This is a genomic window from Ruegeria sp. HKCCD6428, from assembly GCF_013110595.1.
Taxonomy (GTDB): Bacteria; Pseudomonadota; Alphaproteobacteria; order Rhodobacterales; family Rhodobacteraceae; genus Ruegeria.
In genome coordinates this window covers 1,062,161-1,079,362 of sequence record NZ_WVQX01000001.1, presented here as the reverse complement: position 1 = coordinate 1,079,362, position 17,202 = coordinate 1,062,161, and the positions used below count along the sequence as shown (strand labels likewise).

The 17,202-nt window shown below is 59.0% G+C and carries 14 protein-coding genes; 9 read left to right on the top strand and 5 right to left on the bottom strand.

Annotation, left to right across the window (positions count from 1 at the left end; genetic code table 11):
- Window positions 1-44: 44 nt before the first annotated feature.
- The 3 genes from GS620_RS05330 (at window position 45) to GS620_RS05320 (ending at window position 4,015) form a co-directional block, all read left to right on the top strand.
- Window positions 45-374 (top strand): sarcosine oxidase subunit delta, encoded by a 330-nt coding sequence (locus GS620_RS05330; protein ID WP_152458389.1) that lies wholly within the window; start codon window positions 45-47, stop codon window positions 372-374.
- A 67-nt stretch (window positions 375-441) separates the two neighbouring features.
- Entirely contained in the window at window positions 442-3,456 is a 3,015-nt protein-coding gene (locus GS620_RS05325) for a sarcosine oxidase subunit alpha family protein (RefSeq protein ID WP_171614437.1), read from the top strand.
- The gene (locus GS620_RS05320) at window positions 3,449-4,015 is read left to right on the top strand and encodes a sarcosine oxidase subunit gamma (RefSeq protein ID WP_171167529.1); all 567 of its coding nucleotides are present in this window, start codon (window positions 3,449-3,451) and stop codon (window positions 4,013-4,015) included. The genes GS620_RS05325 and GS620_RS05320 overlap by 8 nt, the downstream gene beginning before the upstream one ends.
- Before the next feature lie 33 nt (window positions 4,016-4,048).
- Here the strand turns inward: GS620_RS05320 and GS620_RS05315 are convergent, their stop codons facing one another.
- Together GS620_RS05315 and GS620_RS05310 are read right to left on the bottom strand one after the other, a co-directional pair.
- Window positions 4,049-4,441, bottom strand: a complete 393-nt coding sequence (locus tag GS620_RS05315) for a hypothetical protein (protein ID WP_171205001.1) — start codon at window positions 4,439-4,441, stop codon at window positions 4,049-4,051.
- Window positions 4,442-4,543: 102 nt separating this feature from the next.
- Window positions 4,544-5,305 carry an FkbM family methyltransferase gene (locus GS620_RS05310; RefSeq protein ID WP_171205038.1) on the bottom strand — a complete coding sequence of 254 codons (762 nt, stop codon included), beginning with the start codon at window positions 5,303-5,305 and terminating at the stop codon, window positions 4,544-4,546.
- A 100-nt stretch (window positions 5,306-5,405) separates the two neighbouring features.
- Here GS620_RS05310 and GS620_RS05305 point away from each other — a divergent pair, with 100 nt between their 5' ends.
- The 3 genes from GS620_RS05305 (at window position 5,406) to GS620_RS05295 (ending at window position 7,568) form a co-directional block, all read left to right on the top strand.
- A complete protein-coding gene (locus GS620_RS05305; RefSeq protein ID WP_152458385.1) occupies window positions 5,406-6,005 on the top strand; it encodes a superoxide dismutase in 600 nt (199 codons plus the stop codon).
- Window positions 6,006-6,009: 4 nt separating this feature from the next.
- Window positions 6,010-6,888: a metallophosphoesterase gene (locus GS620_RS05300; protein ID WP_171614435.1), complete on the top strand. Its 879-nt coding sequence runs from the start codon at window positions 6,010-6,012 to the stop codon at window positions 6,886-6,888.
- 218 nt (window positions 6,889-7,106) lie between these two features.
- A complete protein-coding gene (locus GS620_RS05295) occupies window positions 7,107-7,568 on the top strand; it encodes a host attachment protein (protein WP_152458383.1) in 462 nt (153 codons plus the stop codon).
- Between the two features lie 43 nt (window positions 7,569-7,611).
- On the opposite strand, the gene GS620_RS05290 is transcribed toward GS620_RS05295, so the two are convergent.
- Complete coding sequence (locus tag GS620_RS05290) at window positions 7,612-8,163, bottom strand: TIGR00730 family Rossman fold protein (protein WP_171115275.1); 552 nt, start codon at window positions 8,161-8,163, stop codon at window positions 7,612-7,614.
- Between the two features lie 127 nt (window positions 8,164-8,290).
- Here GS620_RS05290 and GS620_RS05285 point away from each other — a divergent pair, with 127 nt between their 5' ends.
- The 3 genes from GS620_RS05285 to GS620_RS05275 all read left to right on the top strand — a co-directional run bounded on the left by GS620_RS05285 (window position 8,291) and on the right by GS620_RS05275 (window position 12,002).
- On the top strand, window positions 8,291-9,664 hold the full coding sequence (locus GS620_RS05285) for a LysM peptidoglycan-binding domain-containing protein (RefSeq protein WP_171614432.1): 1,374 nt from the start codon (window positions 8,291-8,293) through the stop codon (window positions 9,662-9,664).
- Between the two features lie 76 nt (window positions 9,665-9,740).
- Entirely contained in the window at window positions 9,741-11,546 is a 1,806-nt protein-coding gene (locus GS620_RS05280; RefSeq protein ID WP_171614430.1) for an ABC transporter ATP-binding protein/permease, read from the top strand.
- Between the two features lie 57 nt (window positions 11,547-11,603).
- On the top strand, window positions 11,604-12,002 hold the full coding sequence (locus GS620_RS05275) for a DUF2147 domain-containing protein (protein ID WP_152458379.1): 399 nt from the start codon (window positions 11,604-11,606) through the stop codon (window positions 12,000-12,002).
- Between the two features lie 44 nt (window positions 12,003-12,046).
- Here GS620_RS05275 and GS620_RS05270 read toward each other — a convergent pair whose 3' ends face one another.
- On the bottom strand, window positions 12,047-15,835 hold the full coding sequence (locus GS620_RS05270; RefSeq protein WP_171614428.1) for an efflux RND transporter permease subunit: 3,789 nt from the start codon (window positions 15,833-15,835) through the stop codon (window positions 12,047-12,049).
- Window positions 15,832-17,058 (bottom strand): efflux RND transporter periplasmic adaptor subunit, encoded by a 1,227-nt coding sequence (locus GS620_RS05265; RefSeq protein ID WP_171614426.1) that lies wholly within the window; start codon window positions 17,056-17,058, stop codon window positions 15,832-15,834. The genes GS620_RS05270 and GS620_RS05265 overlap by 4 nt, the downstream gene beginning before the upstream one ends.
- Window positions 17,059-17,202: the final 144 nt, after the last annotated feature.

Here is a 17,202-nt window from a genome sequence, read left to right as displayed (position 1 = left end):
TCAGGTCGGCCCCCGCGCCGACCGACCGCCAAAAGGATGACAACATGCTAATCCTGAATTGCCCCTATTGCGGCGTAGACGCCGAAGAAACCGAACTGGCCGCCGGCGGCGAAGCGCATCTGAAGCGTTTCGGTCCGGGCTCGTCCGATGACGAATTCCACGACTATCTGTTCATGCGTGAAAACCCGAAAGGTGTTCATTTCGAGCGCTGGCGGCACGCCAATGGCTGCGGCAAATGGTTCCATGCCGCACGCTGCACGCAGACACTCGAAGTGTTCGGCACCTATTCCGCGCAGGTCACCGAGCCGCCGCAAGACATCAAGGATGCCATCACTGCCAAACGGCCCGGCTGGACGTGGAGAGAGTTCTCCTGATGCTTCATCTTTTCAAAAATACTCCCGCCGGAGGCTTTGACGCCTCCACATGCGAAAGGCCCGCACAATGAGCACCCGTCTCGCAAAACAAGGCCGGCTGATTGACCGGTCGAAAAAGGTCACATTCACCTTCAACGGAACCTCGATGCAGGGCTATGAGGGGGATACGCTTGCCTCGGCTCTGCTGGCCAATGACCAGATGATGGTTGGCCGGTCGTTCAAATACCACCGTCCCCGCGGCGTTGTCGCCAGCGGCGCGGAAGAACCGAACGCCCTTGTCGGCCTGGGGCAGGGCAACCGGTTCGAGCCGAACCAGCGTGCTACGACGACCGAGGTGTTCAACGGTTTGACCGCGATTTCACAGAACCATTGGCCAAGCCTTGAATATGACATCGGTGCGGTGAACACAGCCTTTGCCCGGTTTCTGCCGGCCGGCTTCTACTACAAGACGTTCATCCACCCCAAACCCTTCTGGAAACACGTCTACGAACCGTTCATCCGGCAGTCGGCGGGATTGGGCAAGGCGCCCGACAAAGACAACCGGGATGCCGACACCTATGAACATTTCTACGCCTTTACCGATGTTCTGGTGATCGGCGGCGGTGTGGCTGGTTTGCAGGCGGCCAAGGTGGCGGCACAATCCGGTGCCAAGGTCCTGCTGATCGAGCAGACCGCGCATTGGGGCGGTCGCGCTCCGGTTGACGGCGGCACCGTGGATGGTGAGCCTGTGGATAAGTTCGTGGAACAATTGGTTTCCGAACTCGAAACAATGGACAACGTCATCATGCGCACGCGCTGCATGGGAGCGGGTGTTTACGACCATGGTTATGTGTTGGGGTACGAACGCCTGACGGATCACACGCCGGGCGTGCAGGGCCCGCGCCACCGCTTGTGGCGCATTCGCGCCAAGCAAATTGTGACGGCGACAGGTGCAATTGAAAGACCATTGTCCTTTGCTGGCAACGATGTTCCAGGTGTTATGCTGGCTTCGGCCATGCGCGATTATGTCGTGAACTGGGGGGTTACTCCGGGCGATCGGGTCATCGTCGCCACCAACAATGATGACGCTTACCGCACCGCGATTATCCTGAAACAGGCAGGTGTGGATGTTTTGCGCATTGTTGACGCACGCGCAACGGCCGGACCTTTGGCGGAAGAAGCTCGCCAGTTGGGTATCCGCGTTGATCCGGGCAAGGCCATTGCCAAGGTCAAGGGCGGTAAGCGCGTCAAGAAAGTCGCCATCTGCAACCAGGAAGGTGTTGGTGGCGCGCGTGAAGAGGTTGAGGCGGATGCAGTCGCCATGTCCGGCGGCTGGTCTCCGGTCGTGCACATGTGGTCCCATTGCGGGGGCAAGCTGATCTGGGATGAGGCGAACGCGCATTTCCGGCCGGATCCTCAGCGTCCGCCGCTGGGGGCCGACGGCAAAGGGTTCGTTGTTGCTGTTGGCGCGTCCAACGGTCCTCTGGCGTTGCAAGATGTTCTGACAGACGCCCATGCGGCCGGTAAGGCGGCCGCCAAGGCGGCTGGCTTCAAGCCCAAGAACACCAAGGCGCCCGCAGGGGAAACAACCGCCGAAGCGCCGATGGAAGCGGTCTGGCTGATGCCGGCAAATGCAGAAGTCCAATTGCGCATGAAATCCTGGCTGGATTTCCAGAACGACGTCAAGGTTTCTGACGTCCAACTGGCCGCGCGCGAAGGGTATGAAAGCGTCGAACACACCAAGCGCTATACCACGCTGGGCATGGCGACCGATCAGGGTAAGTTGAGCAACATCAACGGATTGGCGATCCTTGCTGATGCGCTGGAATCCGAGATTCCCAAGGTTGGCACAACCACCTTCCGCCCGCCTTATACGCCCATCTCGATGGGTGCGATTGGCGGTGAGGCCCGGGGTGAGGTCTTTCAGCCGATCCGTCGGACACCGATGCACAACTGGCACGACAGGAACGGCGCCGACTGGGAGCCGGTCGGTCACTGGCGCCGGGCCTATGCCTATGTCCGCCCCGGTGAATCCGTGCATGACGCGGTCAATCGCGAGGTCAAGAACACTCGCGAGAATCTTGGCCTGCTGGATGCCTCGACGCTGGGCAAACTGATCGTCAAAGGCCCGGATGCGGGCAAGTTTCTGGACATGATGTACACCAACATGATGTCCACGCTGAAGGTCGGCAAATGCCGCTATGGCCTGATGTGTTCGGAAAACGGCTTCCTGATCGACGACGGTGTTGTCGCCCGCATCGACGAGGACACATGGCTGTGCCACACCACCACCGGCGGGGCCGAGCGTATCCATGGTCACATGGAAGAATGGCTTCAGACCGAATGGTGGGACTGGAAAGTCTATGTCGCCAACGTGACCGAGCAATACGCGCAGGTCGCCGTAGTCGGCCCAAACGCCCGCAAGGTGCTTGAAAAGCTGGGCGGCATGGATGTCAGCAAAGAGGCGCTGCCCTTCATGGAATGGCGCGATGGCAAGATCGGAGGCTTCGATTGCCGGGCCTACCGCATTTCGTTCTCGGGCGAGCTGTCTTATGAAATCGCTGTTCCCGCCAGCCAGGGTCAGGCGTTCTGGGATGCCTTGATGGAGGCAGGCAAAGAGTTCGGCGTGATGCCGTATGGAACCGAATGTCTGCACATCCTGCGGGCCGAGAAGGGCTTTATCATGATCGGGGACGAGACCGACGGCACCGTGATCCCGCAGGATCTGGGGCTGCACTGGGCGCTGTCCAAGAAGAAAGAGGATTATCTGGGCAAACGCGCTCATTCCCGCAGCCACATGGCGGATCCCGAGCGCTGGAAGCTGGTCGGTCTCGAGACTGTGGACGGATCGGTTCTGCCGGATGGTGCTTACGCGGTGGGCGAGGGCGTCAATGCCAACGGTCAGCGCAACATGATCGGCCGTGTGACGTCGACATATTACTCGGCCAATCTGGGCAAAGGCATCGCCATGGGGCTGATCAAACACGGCCCCGACCGCATGGGCGAGATCGTCGAGTTCCCGGGCACGGACGGCAAAACCTACAAAGCCAAGATCGTGGACCCGATCTTTTATGACAAGGACGGGGAGAAGCAGAATGTCTGAACCCATCAGCGCATTGAACCACGCCAGCTATGACGGCATCGCCAAGGTCCAGGAATGCGGCCTGCAAGGCATGATAACCCTGCGCGGCGACCTGTCCGACAAGGTGCTGGCCAAGGCCGTCAAGGATGCAACCGGTCAGAAAGTGCCGGGTCAGCGCCAGGTGCTTGTGACTGGCGATACCGGCGTGGCTTGGATGTCGACAGACGAGTTGCTGGTTCTGGTGCCTTATGCCGAGGTCGAAGCCAAACTGGCCGACATGGTCGGTGCCCTGAGTGGGACCCATGCTTTGGCGGTCAATGTCTCGGATGCCCGCGCCGTCTTCAGCGTCTCTGGTGCCAGCGCAAGAGAGGTACTGGGCAAGGTCGCACCTGTCGATCTGTCGGCGGATGCATTCCTGCCCGGCCAGATCCGCCGCACGCGTCTGGCGCAGGTGGCCGGTGCTTTCTGGATGGATGATGAACAGACCTTCCGCGTGGTCTGCTTCCGTTCCGCTGCGGATTACGTGTTCAAACTGCTCAAGGTGGCAGCACAGCCCGGCAGTGAAGTCGGGGTCTACTGAACAAAAAAGCCCCGGTTCATCCGGGGCTTTTTCTTACTTGACTGTCGAACAGGTCCCGACTCCGAAAGGTTTGTTCGCGAAATTTCCCTGAACGAATGCCATGCGGACGGCGACCGTATTGTCGGTTGTTTTCAGGTTCGCCTGATATCGAACGCGGACATTGCCGCCGGCAACCATTTTTTGATCGAGGTTCCAGATAATACGATATCCCTTGGCGCCGCGGTCTTTGAATTTTGCCTTGGCCCAATCCTGATACGACGTTGCGGCCATCGCCGAAGATGCGGCGGGGTCGATCCGGAACGCATACTCTGGCGCAATCCAGCCATGGGCGTCCTGTTTGGTCATCTTGCAATGATAGGTAACCGTTTCTGCCGCAGCGGTTTGTGCAAGCAATGCGGCGACTGCAATCGGTAAAAGTCTTTTCATTTTATCCACTTGGGTATGATTCTTTGTAAGTGCACTCAAACTGATACACCTCAATGCCGCAAGCGGGACCTCGCGTGAACGAAGAAAAAAACGCCAGACGTTCTACCCATGCAAGAGAACGGTGTGAAAACGGTTCAGGCCGTCTTCGGTCAGCAAGTCCGAAGTCTTTACAGGCTGCGCCTTGTCATCCGACAGCTTTGCGTAATAACCCAGTTCATCCATCAACGCGGTGACACGTTCGTGCCTCTGGTCTTCCGGAAGCAGAGGCGCATGAAGAGACAGAAGAAGGGCGGGGCGGCGTTTCTTCAGCCATGCGGACAAAGTGGGGGCAACAATGAATTCCGCACCCTCGATGTCCATTTTGACCAGCGAAACCCGTGACAGGTCGTTTGTTTTTTCGAATTGGTCCCAGGCGATCGTCAGCGTGTCAGACCCATGCGCCCCGTCGTGCAGAAGCGAACTGGTGGAATCCCCGGGTTCACCGCGCACAGAGGCCATGCGTGCCACGCCAAATCGATCTGACAGGGCGACCCCGAATGCCGAAACGTTCTGAATGCCGTTCAGATCAAGATTCCATGCCAGATGCCGAAACGCGGTCGGGTCAGGCTCAAAACACCAGACATGCCGTGCCCTTCGCGCACCGTACAGCACCGTCGGGCCAATCCACGCGCCGATGTCCAGATAGTCGCTTTGCGGAGACAGGAACCGGTCAAGAACTGCAAATGTTTCAGGTTCCCAAGCGCCCGCAGCGGCTTTGCGCCAGAATTTCGAATGGTACGGGTCCAGACGAAACGGCTCGCCGTTCAGATTGCCCGCATAATATCCGCGGGCGCGATAGAACATCTTGCGCGCCTGTGTCAGCATCGCCTGCCTCCGGGTTTTCTTGCCACGCCCCTTGACCTGCGGCGGCTGTCAAAGCATTTAACCTTGGGAACCGCAACTTACATTTAAACAGGGGGCCGACATGGCTTTTGAACTTCCTGATCTTCCTTATGCACATGACGCGCTGGCAGCCAAGGGTATGTCCGCGGAAACGTTGGAATATCACCACGACCTGCACCACAAGGCCTACGTCGACAACGGCAACAAGCTGATCGCCGGCACCGAATGGGACGGCAAGTCGCTGGAAGAGATCATCGTTGGTACTTACGACGCAAACGCCGTGGCACAAAACGGTATCTTCAACAACATCAGCCAGTTGTGGAACCACAACCAGTTCTGGGAAATGATGGGGCCGGGCGACAGCGCCATGCCGGGCGAGCTGGAAAAGGCTCTGGTCGAGAACTTCGGTTCGGTAGATGAATTCAAGTCGCAATTCAGTGCCGCCGGTGCGGGTCAGTTCGGTTCAGGCTGGGCGTGGCTGGTCAAGAACGCCGATGGCTCGCTGGCCGTCACCAAGACCGAGAATGGCGTGAACCCACTGTGCTTTGGTCAAACCGCGCTGCTGGGTTGCGACGTTTGGGAGCACTCCTACTACATCGATTTCCGCAACAAACGCCCGGCCTACCTGTCGAACTTCCTCGACAATCTGGTGAACTGGGAAAACGTCGCATCGCGGATGTAACGTATTGAACCGACGTCGGTTCATAAAGGGCCTGCTGGCGGTGACGCTGGCAGGCCTTGTCACGGCCGCCTACGGGTTCATCATTGAACCCGCGGTTCGGTTGCGCGTGCGCAAATGGCGCATTCAGCGGGACGACTGGACAGCGCCGCCGCTCAGAATCGCCGTACTGTCCGATATGCATGTGGGCGAGCCCTATGTCGGCCTGAACCGCGTAAAGCAGGTGGTCCGTCGAACCAATGCGCTGGCTCCGGACGTGATCCTGCTGTTGGGTGATTTCTTTGCAAGCCACAAAGGTGTCTCGGACACGGTCAAGATGCAGGACCTGGCCCCTGTGCTTGCTGGGCTTGAGGCGAAGAATGGTGTCTTTGCCGTTCTGGGCAATCACGACTGGTGGGATGACAGGTCGGCACAGCGGCGCGGGTCCGGGCCCAATCGCTATGCCGAAATTCTGGAACAGAACGGCATTTCGGTGTTGTCCAATGCCGCGATCAAACTCGAAGCTCTGGGCATCTGGCTGGCCGGGCTCGAGGATCAGCTGGCGATCTGGCGCAATGGCAAGCCGCAAGGATTGGACGATCTGGAAGGTACTCTGGCGCAGATCACCGATGACGCTCCGGTTGTGATGATGGCGCATGAGCCCGATGTGTTTCCCACTGTGCCCGGGCGGGTGGCCTTGACGCTTTCAGGGCACACACATGGTGGCCAGGTGCGCCTGTTCGGCTGGTCGCCTGTGGTGCCATCGAAATTCGGCAATCGCTATGCCTATGGCCATGTACGCGAAGATGGGCGCGATCTGGTCGTTTCGGGCGGTATCGGCTGTTCGATCCTGCCGGTTCGTCTGGGCGTGACGCCCGAAATCACGGTTGTCGAGATGTCCGCCTAAAGGGTTGATGACCAGCCGGTGAAAACCCGCCGATACGCGCCCTTTCCGCATGACGGTATCTTGTTTGCTGTTTTCCAGTACACATCTCTGTAGGGCAGAGGGAGAAACTGCATATCAATTCAAACCATGATCGGGCTGCGCACTGTTCGTGCGTCAACAACCCCGCATGTCCGGCAGGTCGAGGGATACCCAGAACACAACCTAATCAGGAGATCGCAATGGTCGCACTTACACAGGGAACTTGGGTTATTGTTGCAGATGGAGAGAAAGCGCTGGTGATGGAGAATATCACCGACGCCGACGATCCCAACCTTGTCGTCGTCGCTGTCGAAGAACAAGACGGCCCGACCGGAAAACCGACGGACCGCGCAGGTCGTCGCAACGACGGCGGACCAAAACAGAAATCGGCAATTGAAGAACCCACGTGGAAGGCGCACGCAAAATCTCTGTTCGTGCAGGATCTGGCGAACCTGTTGAATCGCAAGGGGCTGAAAGGCGCCTATGACAGGCTGGTTCTGGTGGCCAGCCCTCATGTTCTGGGCCTGTTGCGGCGTCGGTTGCACAGCGAGGTGCTGGGAAAGGTCGTGGCCGAGGTCAACAAGACCCTGACCAATCATCCTTTGCACAAGGTCGAACAGGTGGTGCGCCACAGTCTGCAACCCAAAGCCAGACTGGCCTGATCAATACGGCGGGCGGTTCAACCGCCCGCACGGTTTCCCATCCTCAGGTCAGCGTGTCACGCAGGGCGATCATGGCAGTATCGGCGTCTTCGACCCAGGTGATGAAATCCGCCAAAGACGTGTCGGCAAAGCCTTGCCCGATCACCTGATCCAACAATGTGTGCAACGCGTCCCAATAGCCGTTCACATTGACCACGACGATTGGCTTGTCATGCAGGCCAAGCTGGCGCCATGTCAGCGCTTCGAACAGCTCGTCCAGCGACCCCGGACCGCCTGGCAGAACCACGACGGCGTCGGCGTTCATGATCATGACCTTCTTGCGCTCGTGCATTGTCTCGGTGATCACGAAATGGGTCAGATCCGTTTTTCCGACCTCGCGCTTGACCAGATGCACCGGAATGACGCCGAAAGTTTCACCACCGGCATTCTGCGCGGCGCGGGCCACTTCACCCATCAAACCGACATCTCCGGCTCCGTAGACCAGCCGCCAGCCTTCCTGCGCCAGCAGGCTGCCGAACTGCCGTGCAGTTTCAGAATAAGCCTTCTCGGCTCCATTGCGTGACCCGCAGTACACACAGACTGATTTCTGAGACATCAAAGAGGGGCTCCGGGGTTGTGTCAGGGGTTTTGACCCGTGATAGCGGGATTGATAGATTGGCTCAACTGTCCGTCGGAAAGCTTTTCAACGCAAAGCTTTTGCCCGTCGGAGTGAAAGGAAAATAATGGACGCCAAATCGGGAAACGGAAGCTCGGGCAATTTCATCTGGGGGGTGATTGCGGGTCTTGTTGCGATATTGGGCGCGGGTGGATTGTATCTGTCCGGCGTCTTCACCAAAACGCCCGAGCCGAGCACTCCGCAGGAAACCGCCTCTGCCGTAGCCCCGGAACCTGTAGGGCAGGATGCGCAGGTTTCGAAACCGGAAGTGGCTGAACAGGCGGCTCCTGCGGATGAAGGGCCCACGACCGAGCCTGCCGAGGACACAAGTGAAACGGCCGACGCCTCTGACGCAGATACTGCCGTTGCCAAGACGGATGATACCGCGCCCCAGCCAGCGGCCCCTCCGGCGCTGGATCAGATATTTGTTGAGCCAGATGGCACGGCGCTGTTGTCCGGCGATGCCGAGCCCGGCAGCCGGATCGAGGTGCTGCTGAACGGCGAACCCCTGCACAGCTTTAATGTGGACGGCAGCGGCCAGTTTGCCGAATTCGTTTCGATCCCGTTCAGCGACGCGACTCAGGGGTTGGTCCTGCAAAGCAAGGATGGCGAACGGATCACACAGTCCGACGACTATCTTATTGCGGCTTTGCCAAAGCCGGTCGAAGAAGCGCCTGTACCTGAAGAATCGCCGGCATCCGATCCGGACACGCCGGCCGATGCCGAAGACGCCACGATCGCGACGGCCGATGCAGATGTCGAGCCCGAAACGACGACCGAAGTTCCAGCGCCAAAAGCTGACGTGACCGGAACCGAAAGCACAGTGCCGGAAGCCGAGGAAACGCAAACCGCCGACTTGCCGACACAGACACCCGAACCGGATCAGCAGATTGCGGTGCTGCGGTCCGGCGAAGAAGGGGTTGAACTGGTGCAGCCGCCTGTGGTGCGGGATACGCCCCCCGATCAGATCGCACTGGATACCATCGGATATTCTGATACCGGCAATGTTCAGTTGACAGGACGTGTGCAGGACGGTGCAGCCGTTCGACTGTACCTGAACAATCGCCTGATCGCCGATGTCGACCCGAAAGAGGATGGATCCTGGCGCAGCGATCTGGAGGGGATTGATCCGGGTGTCTACACGCTGCGCGTGGACGCGGTGAATACGGACGGGACGGTGCTAAGCCGGGTCGAAACGCCGTTCAAGCGAGAGCCGGTTGAAGTGCTGGATGCCGCCGTCGCGGCCAGCCAGGCCGACGCGCAGGGCGAAGCAGCTGCCATCCGGTCGGTTACGGTTCAACGGGGCGACACGCTGTGGGCCATCTCGCGCGACCGGTTTGGCGACGGGGTCATGTATGTACGGCTGTTCGAGGCCAATCGCGACCTGATCCGCGATCCGGATCTGATCTATCCGGGGCAGGTCTTCACCATACCTGAATAAGCATCGCCTTTGGCCCAAGCGGGCCGGGGTCAATCTCTGACCGCAGTTAAGGTACGTGATGAGACGAACACCTACTATGACCCCGGACGATACGGCGCCGCGCGACGAACGAAGCTCGGGCTGGCGCACGATCCGCAAAGTGGCACCCTATCTTTGGCCACAGGATGAGCCATGGGTAAAGCGCCGCGTGGTGATTGCCATGGTCATGCTGGTTCTGGCCAAGCTGATCGCGGTCTATACGCCAATCCTTTACAAAGGTGCCGTTGACGCCCTGGCAGGTGAGGGCGTGCCGCCGGTGGCGCTGGGCGCGGTCGGGCTGACGGTTGCCTATGGCGTGGCCCGGATGCTGACCGTGGGTTTCCAACAACTGAGAGATGCGGCCTTTGCGCCCGTGGGGCAAAGGGCTTTGCGGGCGTTGGCGCTCGAGACCTTTCAGCATATTCACAACCTCTCGATGCGTTACCACGTGTCCCGCCGTACCGGAGGGCTGAGCCGCATCATCGAACGGGGTGTCAAGGGCGTCGAGTTCCTGTTGCGCTTTCTGCTGTTCTCGATCGGGCCGCTGATCCTGGAACTGCTGCTGGTGGCGATCATCCTGATGTGGCTGTTCGATGTCTGGTATCTGGTGGTCGTCGCCGTCACAATCGGTCTGTATATCTGGTTTACATTTGCCGTGACCGAATGGCGGGTGAAGCTTCGGCGCGAGATGAACGATCAGGACACCGAAGCCAATCAGCGCGCCATCGACAGTCTGCTGAATTTCGAAACCGTCAAGTATTTCAATGCCGAAGCCCGCGAAGCTGGACGATATGATGTGTCGATGAAAGCCTATGCTGGGGCGGCGCTGAAAACGGCTTATTCGCTAGCATTTCTGAATTTTGGCCAGTCATTCCTGATCACCTGTGGTTTGATCGGTGTGATGGTTTTGGCTGCCTTCGGGGTTCAGAGCGGGAACCTGACAGTGGGCGATTTTGTCATGGTCAACGCCTACATGATCCAGATCACCGTACCCCTGAATTTTCTGGGGACGGTCTATCGGGAAATCCGGCAATCGTTGGTCGATATGGGGCAGATGTTCGATCTGCTTGAACAGCCCGCCGAAGTCACCGACAAACCCTGTGCGCCCAACCTCAAGGTGAATGGCGGCGAAGTCACGCTGGACGACGTGCATTTCGGGTATGACCCTGAAAGAGAGATCCTCAAAGGTGTTTCGTTGACCGTTCCTGCCGGGCAGACCGTGGCCATCGTGGGGGCAACGGGGTCTGGCAAATCAACCATCGGGCGGCTGCTGTTCCGGTTCTACGATGTGACCAAAGGATCCGTGAAGATCGATGGACAGGATGTGCGGGATGTGACGCAGTCCAGCCTGCACGCGGCCATCGGCGTTGTGCCGCAGGACACGGTATTGTTCAACGACAGCATCCGGTACAACATTGCCTATGGCCGTGACGACGCCACCCCGGAGGAGGTCGAGGCCGCGGCCCGAGCTGCGCAAATTCACGATTTCATCACCTCGCTGCCCGAAGGCTATGACACTATGGTCGGTGAACGCGGGCTCAAACTGTCAGGTGGTGAAAAACAAAGGGTCGGCATCGCGCGGACTTTGCTCAAGAACCCGCCGATCCTGTTGCTGGACGAGGCGACCTCGGCCCTGGACACGGATACCGAGCAGGACATCAAAGATGCGCTGGCGCGCGCAGGAGAGGGTCGTACGGTTATCACCATTGCCCATCGCCTCAGCACCATTGCCGAAGCTGATCGGATCGTGGTTCTGGAAGCGGGCGAGGTCATCGAACAGGGCACGCATGACGAGTTGCTGGCGCGGTCGGGGCGGTATGCCCAATTGTGGAACCGGCAGCAATCGGACGGGGAAGCGGCCTGAAGATCCAAACATGGGGCGAAACATGGTAGGATACACCAAACCAGGAGGGTGCCTGTCATGATGAAGCGACTGAAATCACGATTATCGTCTATTGTGATCGCGATTTGTCTGCCCGTCATTGTGGTGGCAGATCCCATCGTGGGTGTCTGGAAGACTGAACCTGACCGCAAGAACCTGATTTCGCACATCAAAATCACGGCGTGTGGAGATAAGTTCTGCGGTCGGATCCTTTCGGCCTATGACGCTTCAGGCAAGGAAGTCCAAACACCGAATATCGGCAAAAAACTGTTCTGGGACGTGGTCGGTGAAGGCGGTGGAAAATACGGCGGCGGCGAATTCTGGGTCCCGCTGATCAACGTGGATGCGGTGCCACAGATGACGTTGCAGGGGGACAAGCTGCTGGTCAAAGGATGCGAACATGCGATTTGCGCGCATCAGACGTGGTCCCGGTTGTGATGATGGCCAAATGAAAAAGGACCGGGAATACCGGTCCTTTTCCTTTATTCAGCAGCTTTCAGCGGCGGGCCAGAGGGGCGACCAGACTGATCTGATCGACTGTCCTGTTCTGGTCCGTCGGAACGCGAGTCGTCCTCCCACACTATTTCAGTGGCCTGCATCTGCCGGGCAGAGCGCCCTATCGCCATGTCCTGCGCGATCTGGCTGGACCGGCCTGCCGTTACACGGGCCAGAACTCGGCCGAGCCAAATCGCATAGGTTGTCACCCAGACCCGCAAGGCCAGAAGCGATGGCGTCACGATCAGCGTCAGGACAGTTGCAATGCCCAGGCCAAAGACCACCGCTGTGGCCAGCTGTTTCCACCACAGTGCGGTGGGGCTGTCGATGGAATAGCCGCCATTGATGAAGTCCAGCGACAGGCCGAACATCATCGGCGTCAGACCGGCCATCGTTGTCAGCGTGGTCAGCAGCACAGGGCGGATACGGGACTCCGCGGTGCGGATGATCGCCTCGATCCTTGGCATATAGCTGCTGTATTCCTGATAGGTGTCGATCAGAACGATATTGTTGTTCACCACGATACCGGCCAGGGCCACGATGCCGGTCCCGGTCATGATGATCGAGAAGGGCTGTTCCATCACGATCATGCCGATCAGAACCCCGGTGGTGGACAGAACAACGGCCAACAGCACCAGCACCGAATTGTAGAACGAATTGAATTGGGCCAGCAGGATCACGAACATCAGCCCCAGCGCGCCCATGAAGGCGTTCACCAAGAAGGCGCCGGATTCTTCCTGTTCTTCCTGATCACCGGTCCATTCCCAGCTGATCGCGTTGGCAAACGGGCCGGTTTCCAGCCACTCCGTCAGCACCGCAATACGCTCGTTCGGGTTGATCAGCGCAAACTGAGCGTCCCCGTCTTCGATTGCGCTGCGCAGCTGGTCGACACTTTCTGCGCCGGTCAGTTGCACCAGTTCATATGACTTTCCACCCGTACCATTCAAAACGGTGCCGTTCGGTGTGTAGCCTTCCGTCACTTCACGCATGACGGCCAGCCGCACCTGTTTTCCATCGGGGCCTTCGGTCACGACCTTGCTCAGCCCCGGTTCGACATCCGCTTTGACGTCGTAGTATCGCTGCTGGTCGACGCGGTTGATTTCGGCCAGCTTGGCCACGGGTTTGCGCGTTACGAAGTTCGACAACGGCACCAAACCGTCCGGGGTACGAACCTTGAGTGTATCCAGTGTCGACAAAACGCGGTCTTCTTCGGGCAGACGAACGCGAATTTCGATCTCTTCGTCATTGCTGTCCGGGCGCATCTCGCCCAGCAATATGCCGCGCGTGACCAACTGGACCATGGCGCCGACGGTTGCCACGTCGGCTCCGAACCGACCGGCCTTGGCGACATCCACGTCAATCTGCCAGTCGATGCCGGGCAGGGGCAGGGTGTCTTCGGTCTTGATCAGGCCCGGCGTGGTGTCGAAAACCTCGCGGGCGGTGATCGCTGCCGAGGTCAGGTCTTCCCACCCGTCACCCTTGATGCGCAGATGCACAGGCTTGGCTGAAGCAGGGCCTTGCTCCAAGGGCAGAATCTCGACGATGATACCGGGGATCGTTGCAAGTTGGGCATTCAGTTCATCAATCACGAAGTCGCCGTCATACTCGGGCGCCACGAAGTGCCGCTCGAACAGGCCCCACAGAGCGGATTCCGAGATGTTGGGACGATCTTCCCACGGGATGATTTCGAACTGAACCCGGCCCACTGTATCGGCCGGCGCCTGAGCGCCACCGTTATTCTGGTTCAGGCCACCTTCGCCCGCAAAGGCAAAGACATTGATGACCGCGGGATGAGATCCGATGATCTCTTCGGCGGCAAGAACCATCGCGTCTTTTTCCGCCAGGGAAAGGTTCCCGCGGGCACGCACATATGCGGTGGCCTGTTCAGGTTCGCTTTCCACGAAGAATTCAACCCCGCGGGATTCCTGAGGAAACCAGACGAAGGCCACGAAATACACCGCCGTGAAAACCGTCAGCAGGGAAACGATCGGCATGATCGGATTGCCGACAAGGAACCGAACGACGTGGCCAAAAAACGTGTGTTCGTCCGCTGTATGAACGTGGTCCTCTTCGGCGCGTTCAATTTTGGCCGCGCTCAGGGTTACGGACCCGGCAAACGCCCCGAACAGGAACAGCAGGGCGCCGGCGATCGAGCCCCCGGGCAGCAGGTAGTTGGGGTTCAGAACCTGCATCGCGCCCAGAAAGATCATGTACAGCGACGGCGGCACCATCAGCACCCGTACCCACCAAGGCGTGCGCGCCCGCAACCACGTCGAAGACCGATCGAAGAGACGGCTCAGGCGGCCGGATACACCGCCCATGACCGGCAGATAGATCAGCGCCACGATCAGTGAAGCCGACAGAACGAAGATCAGCGTGACCGGCAGCATTCCCATGAACTCGCCGGGAATACCGGGCCAGAACAGCATGGGCAGGAACGCGCAGAGTGTCGTTGCGGTCGAGGACACGATGGGCCAGAACATGCGCTGGGCGGCCTCGACATAGGCGTGCATCGGGCCCACCCCTTCCTTGATACGTTTGTCGGCGTATTCCACCACGACGATGGCGCCATCCACCAGCATCCCCACCGCCAGGATGAGGCCGAACATCACAATGTTCGAGATGCTGACACCCATGACCGCCAGAAACGCAAAACACAGCAGGAACGAGGTCGGGATCGCAAAACCGACCAGCAGGGCGGCCCGCGTACCCAGCGAGGCAAGAACCACGATCATCACCAGCGCAATCGCGGTCAGAACCGAGCCTTCAAGCTGGCTGACCATCGAGCCGACGATGCGGCTCTGGTCGTTCGATGTGCCCAGGTCAACCGCCGCCTGAAGTTCGGGCGGCCACTTGGTCTTTGCATGCGCAATGGTTTCCTTCACCTGCGCGACGGTGTCGATCAGGTTGTATCCTTTGCGCTTGACCACCTGCAACGCGACGGTCGGTTCGCCGTTGAAACGGGCTGTCCCTTCGCGGTCTTCGAAGGTGTAGTTGATCTGTGCCAGTTCCCCCAAGGTGACGACCCGATCCCCGTTGACCTTGATGGGCAGGCCGTAAACATCCTGTGCGGTCTTGAACGACGACGGTATCTTGACCGAGAAGGTGCCCTGCGCGGTTTCAACTTCACCGGCCGCGATCAACTGGTTGTTGTTTCGAACTACGTTGATCAGCTCGTCCGCCGTCACGTTGTAGGCCTCGAGCCGAAGCGGATCGATCACGACTTCGAGCATCTCGTCGCGATTGCCTGCGATACCGGCTTCGAGAACGGAATCCAGAGCCTCAAGATCGTCCTGCAGATCCTTGGCGACACGGGCCATCGTGCGTTCGGGAACGGGACCGGTCAGGTTCACGATGACGATCGGGAATTCGGAAAAGTTGATCTCGGTCAGGGAATATTGTTCTGCGCCTTCGGGAAAGTCCGCCTGAGCTGTGTTCATTGCGTCACGCACATCGGCCATGATCGCGGTCTTGTCCCAACCGAAGTCAAATTCCAGCGCGACCCCTGCATAATTTTCGGCAGCGGTCGATGTCATTTCTTTGAGCCCGTCGAGATCCGCCAGTTCGGTCTCCATCGGCTTGATCAGCAGGTTTTCAGAATCCTCTGCGGAAATCCCGGGAAACTGCACTGATACAAACAGGGCAGGGATTTCGATATCCGGCTCGCCTTCTTTCGGAAGCGAGACATAGGCAAATCCGCCGATAACCAGCGAGATGGCGATAAATGCCAACACCATGCGGGCCCGATCTGCGGCCCATGCGACGATACCGGTCATTGTGAAGCTTCCCGATAGGTCGGCGCAACGGTCACACCGCGTGTCACGAACTCTTGTCCGACAATGATGATGTCAGCTGTTTCAGGCAGACCGTCGACCCAGACACCCTCTGCCGTGTCACGCAGAATGCGGACAGGCAGGAAATCCACCACATTGCCGGTGCCGACCGTACGCACACCCAATTGACCCTCGTTGCTTAGGGTCAGAGCGGATTGCGGCAGCAGATGTGCCTTTGTGCCTTCGGCTGCGATGCGGATGGTCGCGGTCTGACCGTCGCGAATGGTCAGATCCGGGTTCGGAACCGTGATTTCAACTTCGAACGTACGCGTTGTTTCATCAGCCGACCGGCTGAGGAAAGTGACGCGGCCGCCAAGCTGCCGACCGGTGACCAGCGTTGCCGATGCCTCGGACCCAACCTGAACACGGTTGACTTCGGTTTCCGGCACGAACCCGACCAGTTTGATCGGATCAAGCTGAATCACGGTTGCGCACAGCGATCCGGGCTGCATCAGGCTGCCCAGTTCTGCGGTGTCGCTTTCCAGCAGACCTTTGAACGGGGCTTTGATGGTCAGGCGTCCGACCTCTCGCTGCGCGGCTTCGACAGCCGCTGCGGCGGCTTCGATTCCGGCCCGGGTCGCCTCCAGCTCGGCTTCGGCGGATTTTACACCTGCTTTGGCGGCGCTCATCGCAGCCTCGCTGGAAATCCGGCGGGTTTCCGAAGCAAACCCGGTTTCCGCCAGTTTGCGCGAAGCCGTCAGATTGATTTCGGCCTCGGCCACACGGGCATGCGCCTCTTGCAAGCGGGCTTCAGCCTCGGGAATGCGGCTTTCGGCTTCGAGTTTTCCGGCCAGCGCCTCGGCCAGTTGCGCTGGGCGCGTGCCGGGGTCGAGTTCACACAGAACATCCCCGGCCTCGACAAAGGCACCTTTGCGCTTGGGTTCCGAGATGACCGTGGACGTGGTTTCAGACAGAACCTCGACCTGCCGGTTCGCCTTGGTTTGTCCTCGCAGCAGAACCGCACTGTCAATTTCGCGCGCCTGCGAACGCAGGGCGACCACGCCAACGGCATCAATATCGGTCTCGTCGGATTCGGCGGCTTCGGTCTGCGCCGCTTCTTCCGCTTCGCCACGCCCGGCGAAAGCAAACAAAGAGTCGCGCTCAAAAACAAGAAAATACAACGCAATAATAACCAGAAGGGCGTTGATGAAAGAAATCAAACGCATTCAGTGTTTCTCCTAGAATTCGGTGCCAACGAAAGCGGGCCGTCTTGGTATGAAATGGGGCGTCGGCTGTGTAATTTCTACACTAAACTGAATAGTTCGGTTTAGTTTTTTTCGCAAGAGAGAAGCCAAGCGGTGAAAATGCGC

What these genes read in the sequence shown, in the direction of transcription:
- GS620_RS05330 (WP_152458389.1), top strand. Translation starts at nt 45, where the DNA reads ATGCTAATCCTGAATTGCCCCTATTGCGGCGTAGACGCCGAAGAAACC.
- GS620_RS05325 (WP_171614437.1), top strand. Translation starts at nt 442, where the DNA reads ATGAGCACCCGTCTCGCAAAACAAGGCCGGCTGATTGACCGGTCGAAA.
- GS620_RS05320 (WP_171167529.1), top strand. Translation starts at nt 3,449, where the DNA reads ATGTCTGAACCCATCAGCGCATTGAACCACGCCAGCTATGACGGCATC.
- GS620_RS05315 (WP_171205001.1), bottom strand. Translation starts at nt 4,441, where the DNA reads ATGAAAAGACTTTTACCGATTGCAGTCGCCGCATTGCTTGCACAAACC.
- GS620_RS05310 (WP_171205038.1), bottom strand. Translation starts at nt 5,305, where the DNA reads ATGCTGACACAGGCGCGCAAGATGTTCTATCGCGCCCGCGGATATTAT.
- GS620_RS05305 (WP_152458385.1), top strand. Translation starts at nt 5,406, where the DNA reads ATGGCTTTTGAACTTCCTGATCTTCCTTATGCACATGACGCGCTGGCA.
- GS620_RS05295 (WP_152458383.1), top strand. Translation starts at nt 7,107, where the DNA reads ATGGTCGCACTTACACAGGGAACTTGGGTTATTGTTGCAGATGGAGAG.
- GS620_RS05290 (WP_171115275.1), bottom strand. Translation starts at nt 8,163, where the DNA reads ATGTCTCAGAAATCAGTCTGTGTGTACTGCGGGTCACGCAATGGAGCC.
- GS620_RS05285 (WP_171614432.1), top strand. Translation starts at nt 8,291, where the DNA reads ATGGACGCCAAATCGGGAAACGGAAGCTCGGGCAATTTCATCTGGGGG.
- GS620_RS05280 (WP_171614430.1), top strand. Translation starts at nt 9,741, where the DNA reads ATGACCCCGGACGATACGGCGCCGCGCGACGAACGAAGCTCGGGCTGG.
- GS620_RS05275 (WP_152458379.1), top strand. Translation starts at nt 11,604, where the DNA reads ATGATGAAGCGACTGAAATCACGATTATCGTCTATTGTGATCGCGATT.
- GS620_RS05270 (WP_171614428.1), bottom strand. Translation starts at nt 15,835, where the DNA reads ATGACCGGTATCGTCGCATGGGCCGCAGATCGGGCCCGCATGGTGTTG.
- GS620_RS05265 (WP_171614426.1), bottom strand. Translation starts at nt 17,058, where the DNA reads ATGCGTTTGATTTCTTTCATCAACGCCCTTCTGGTTATTATTGCGTTG.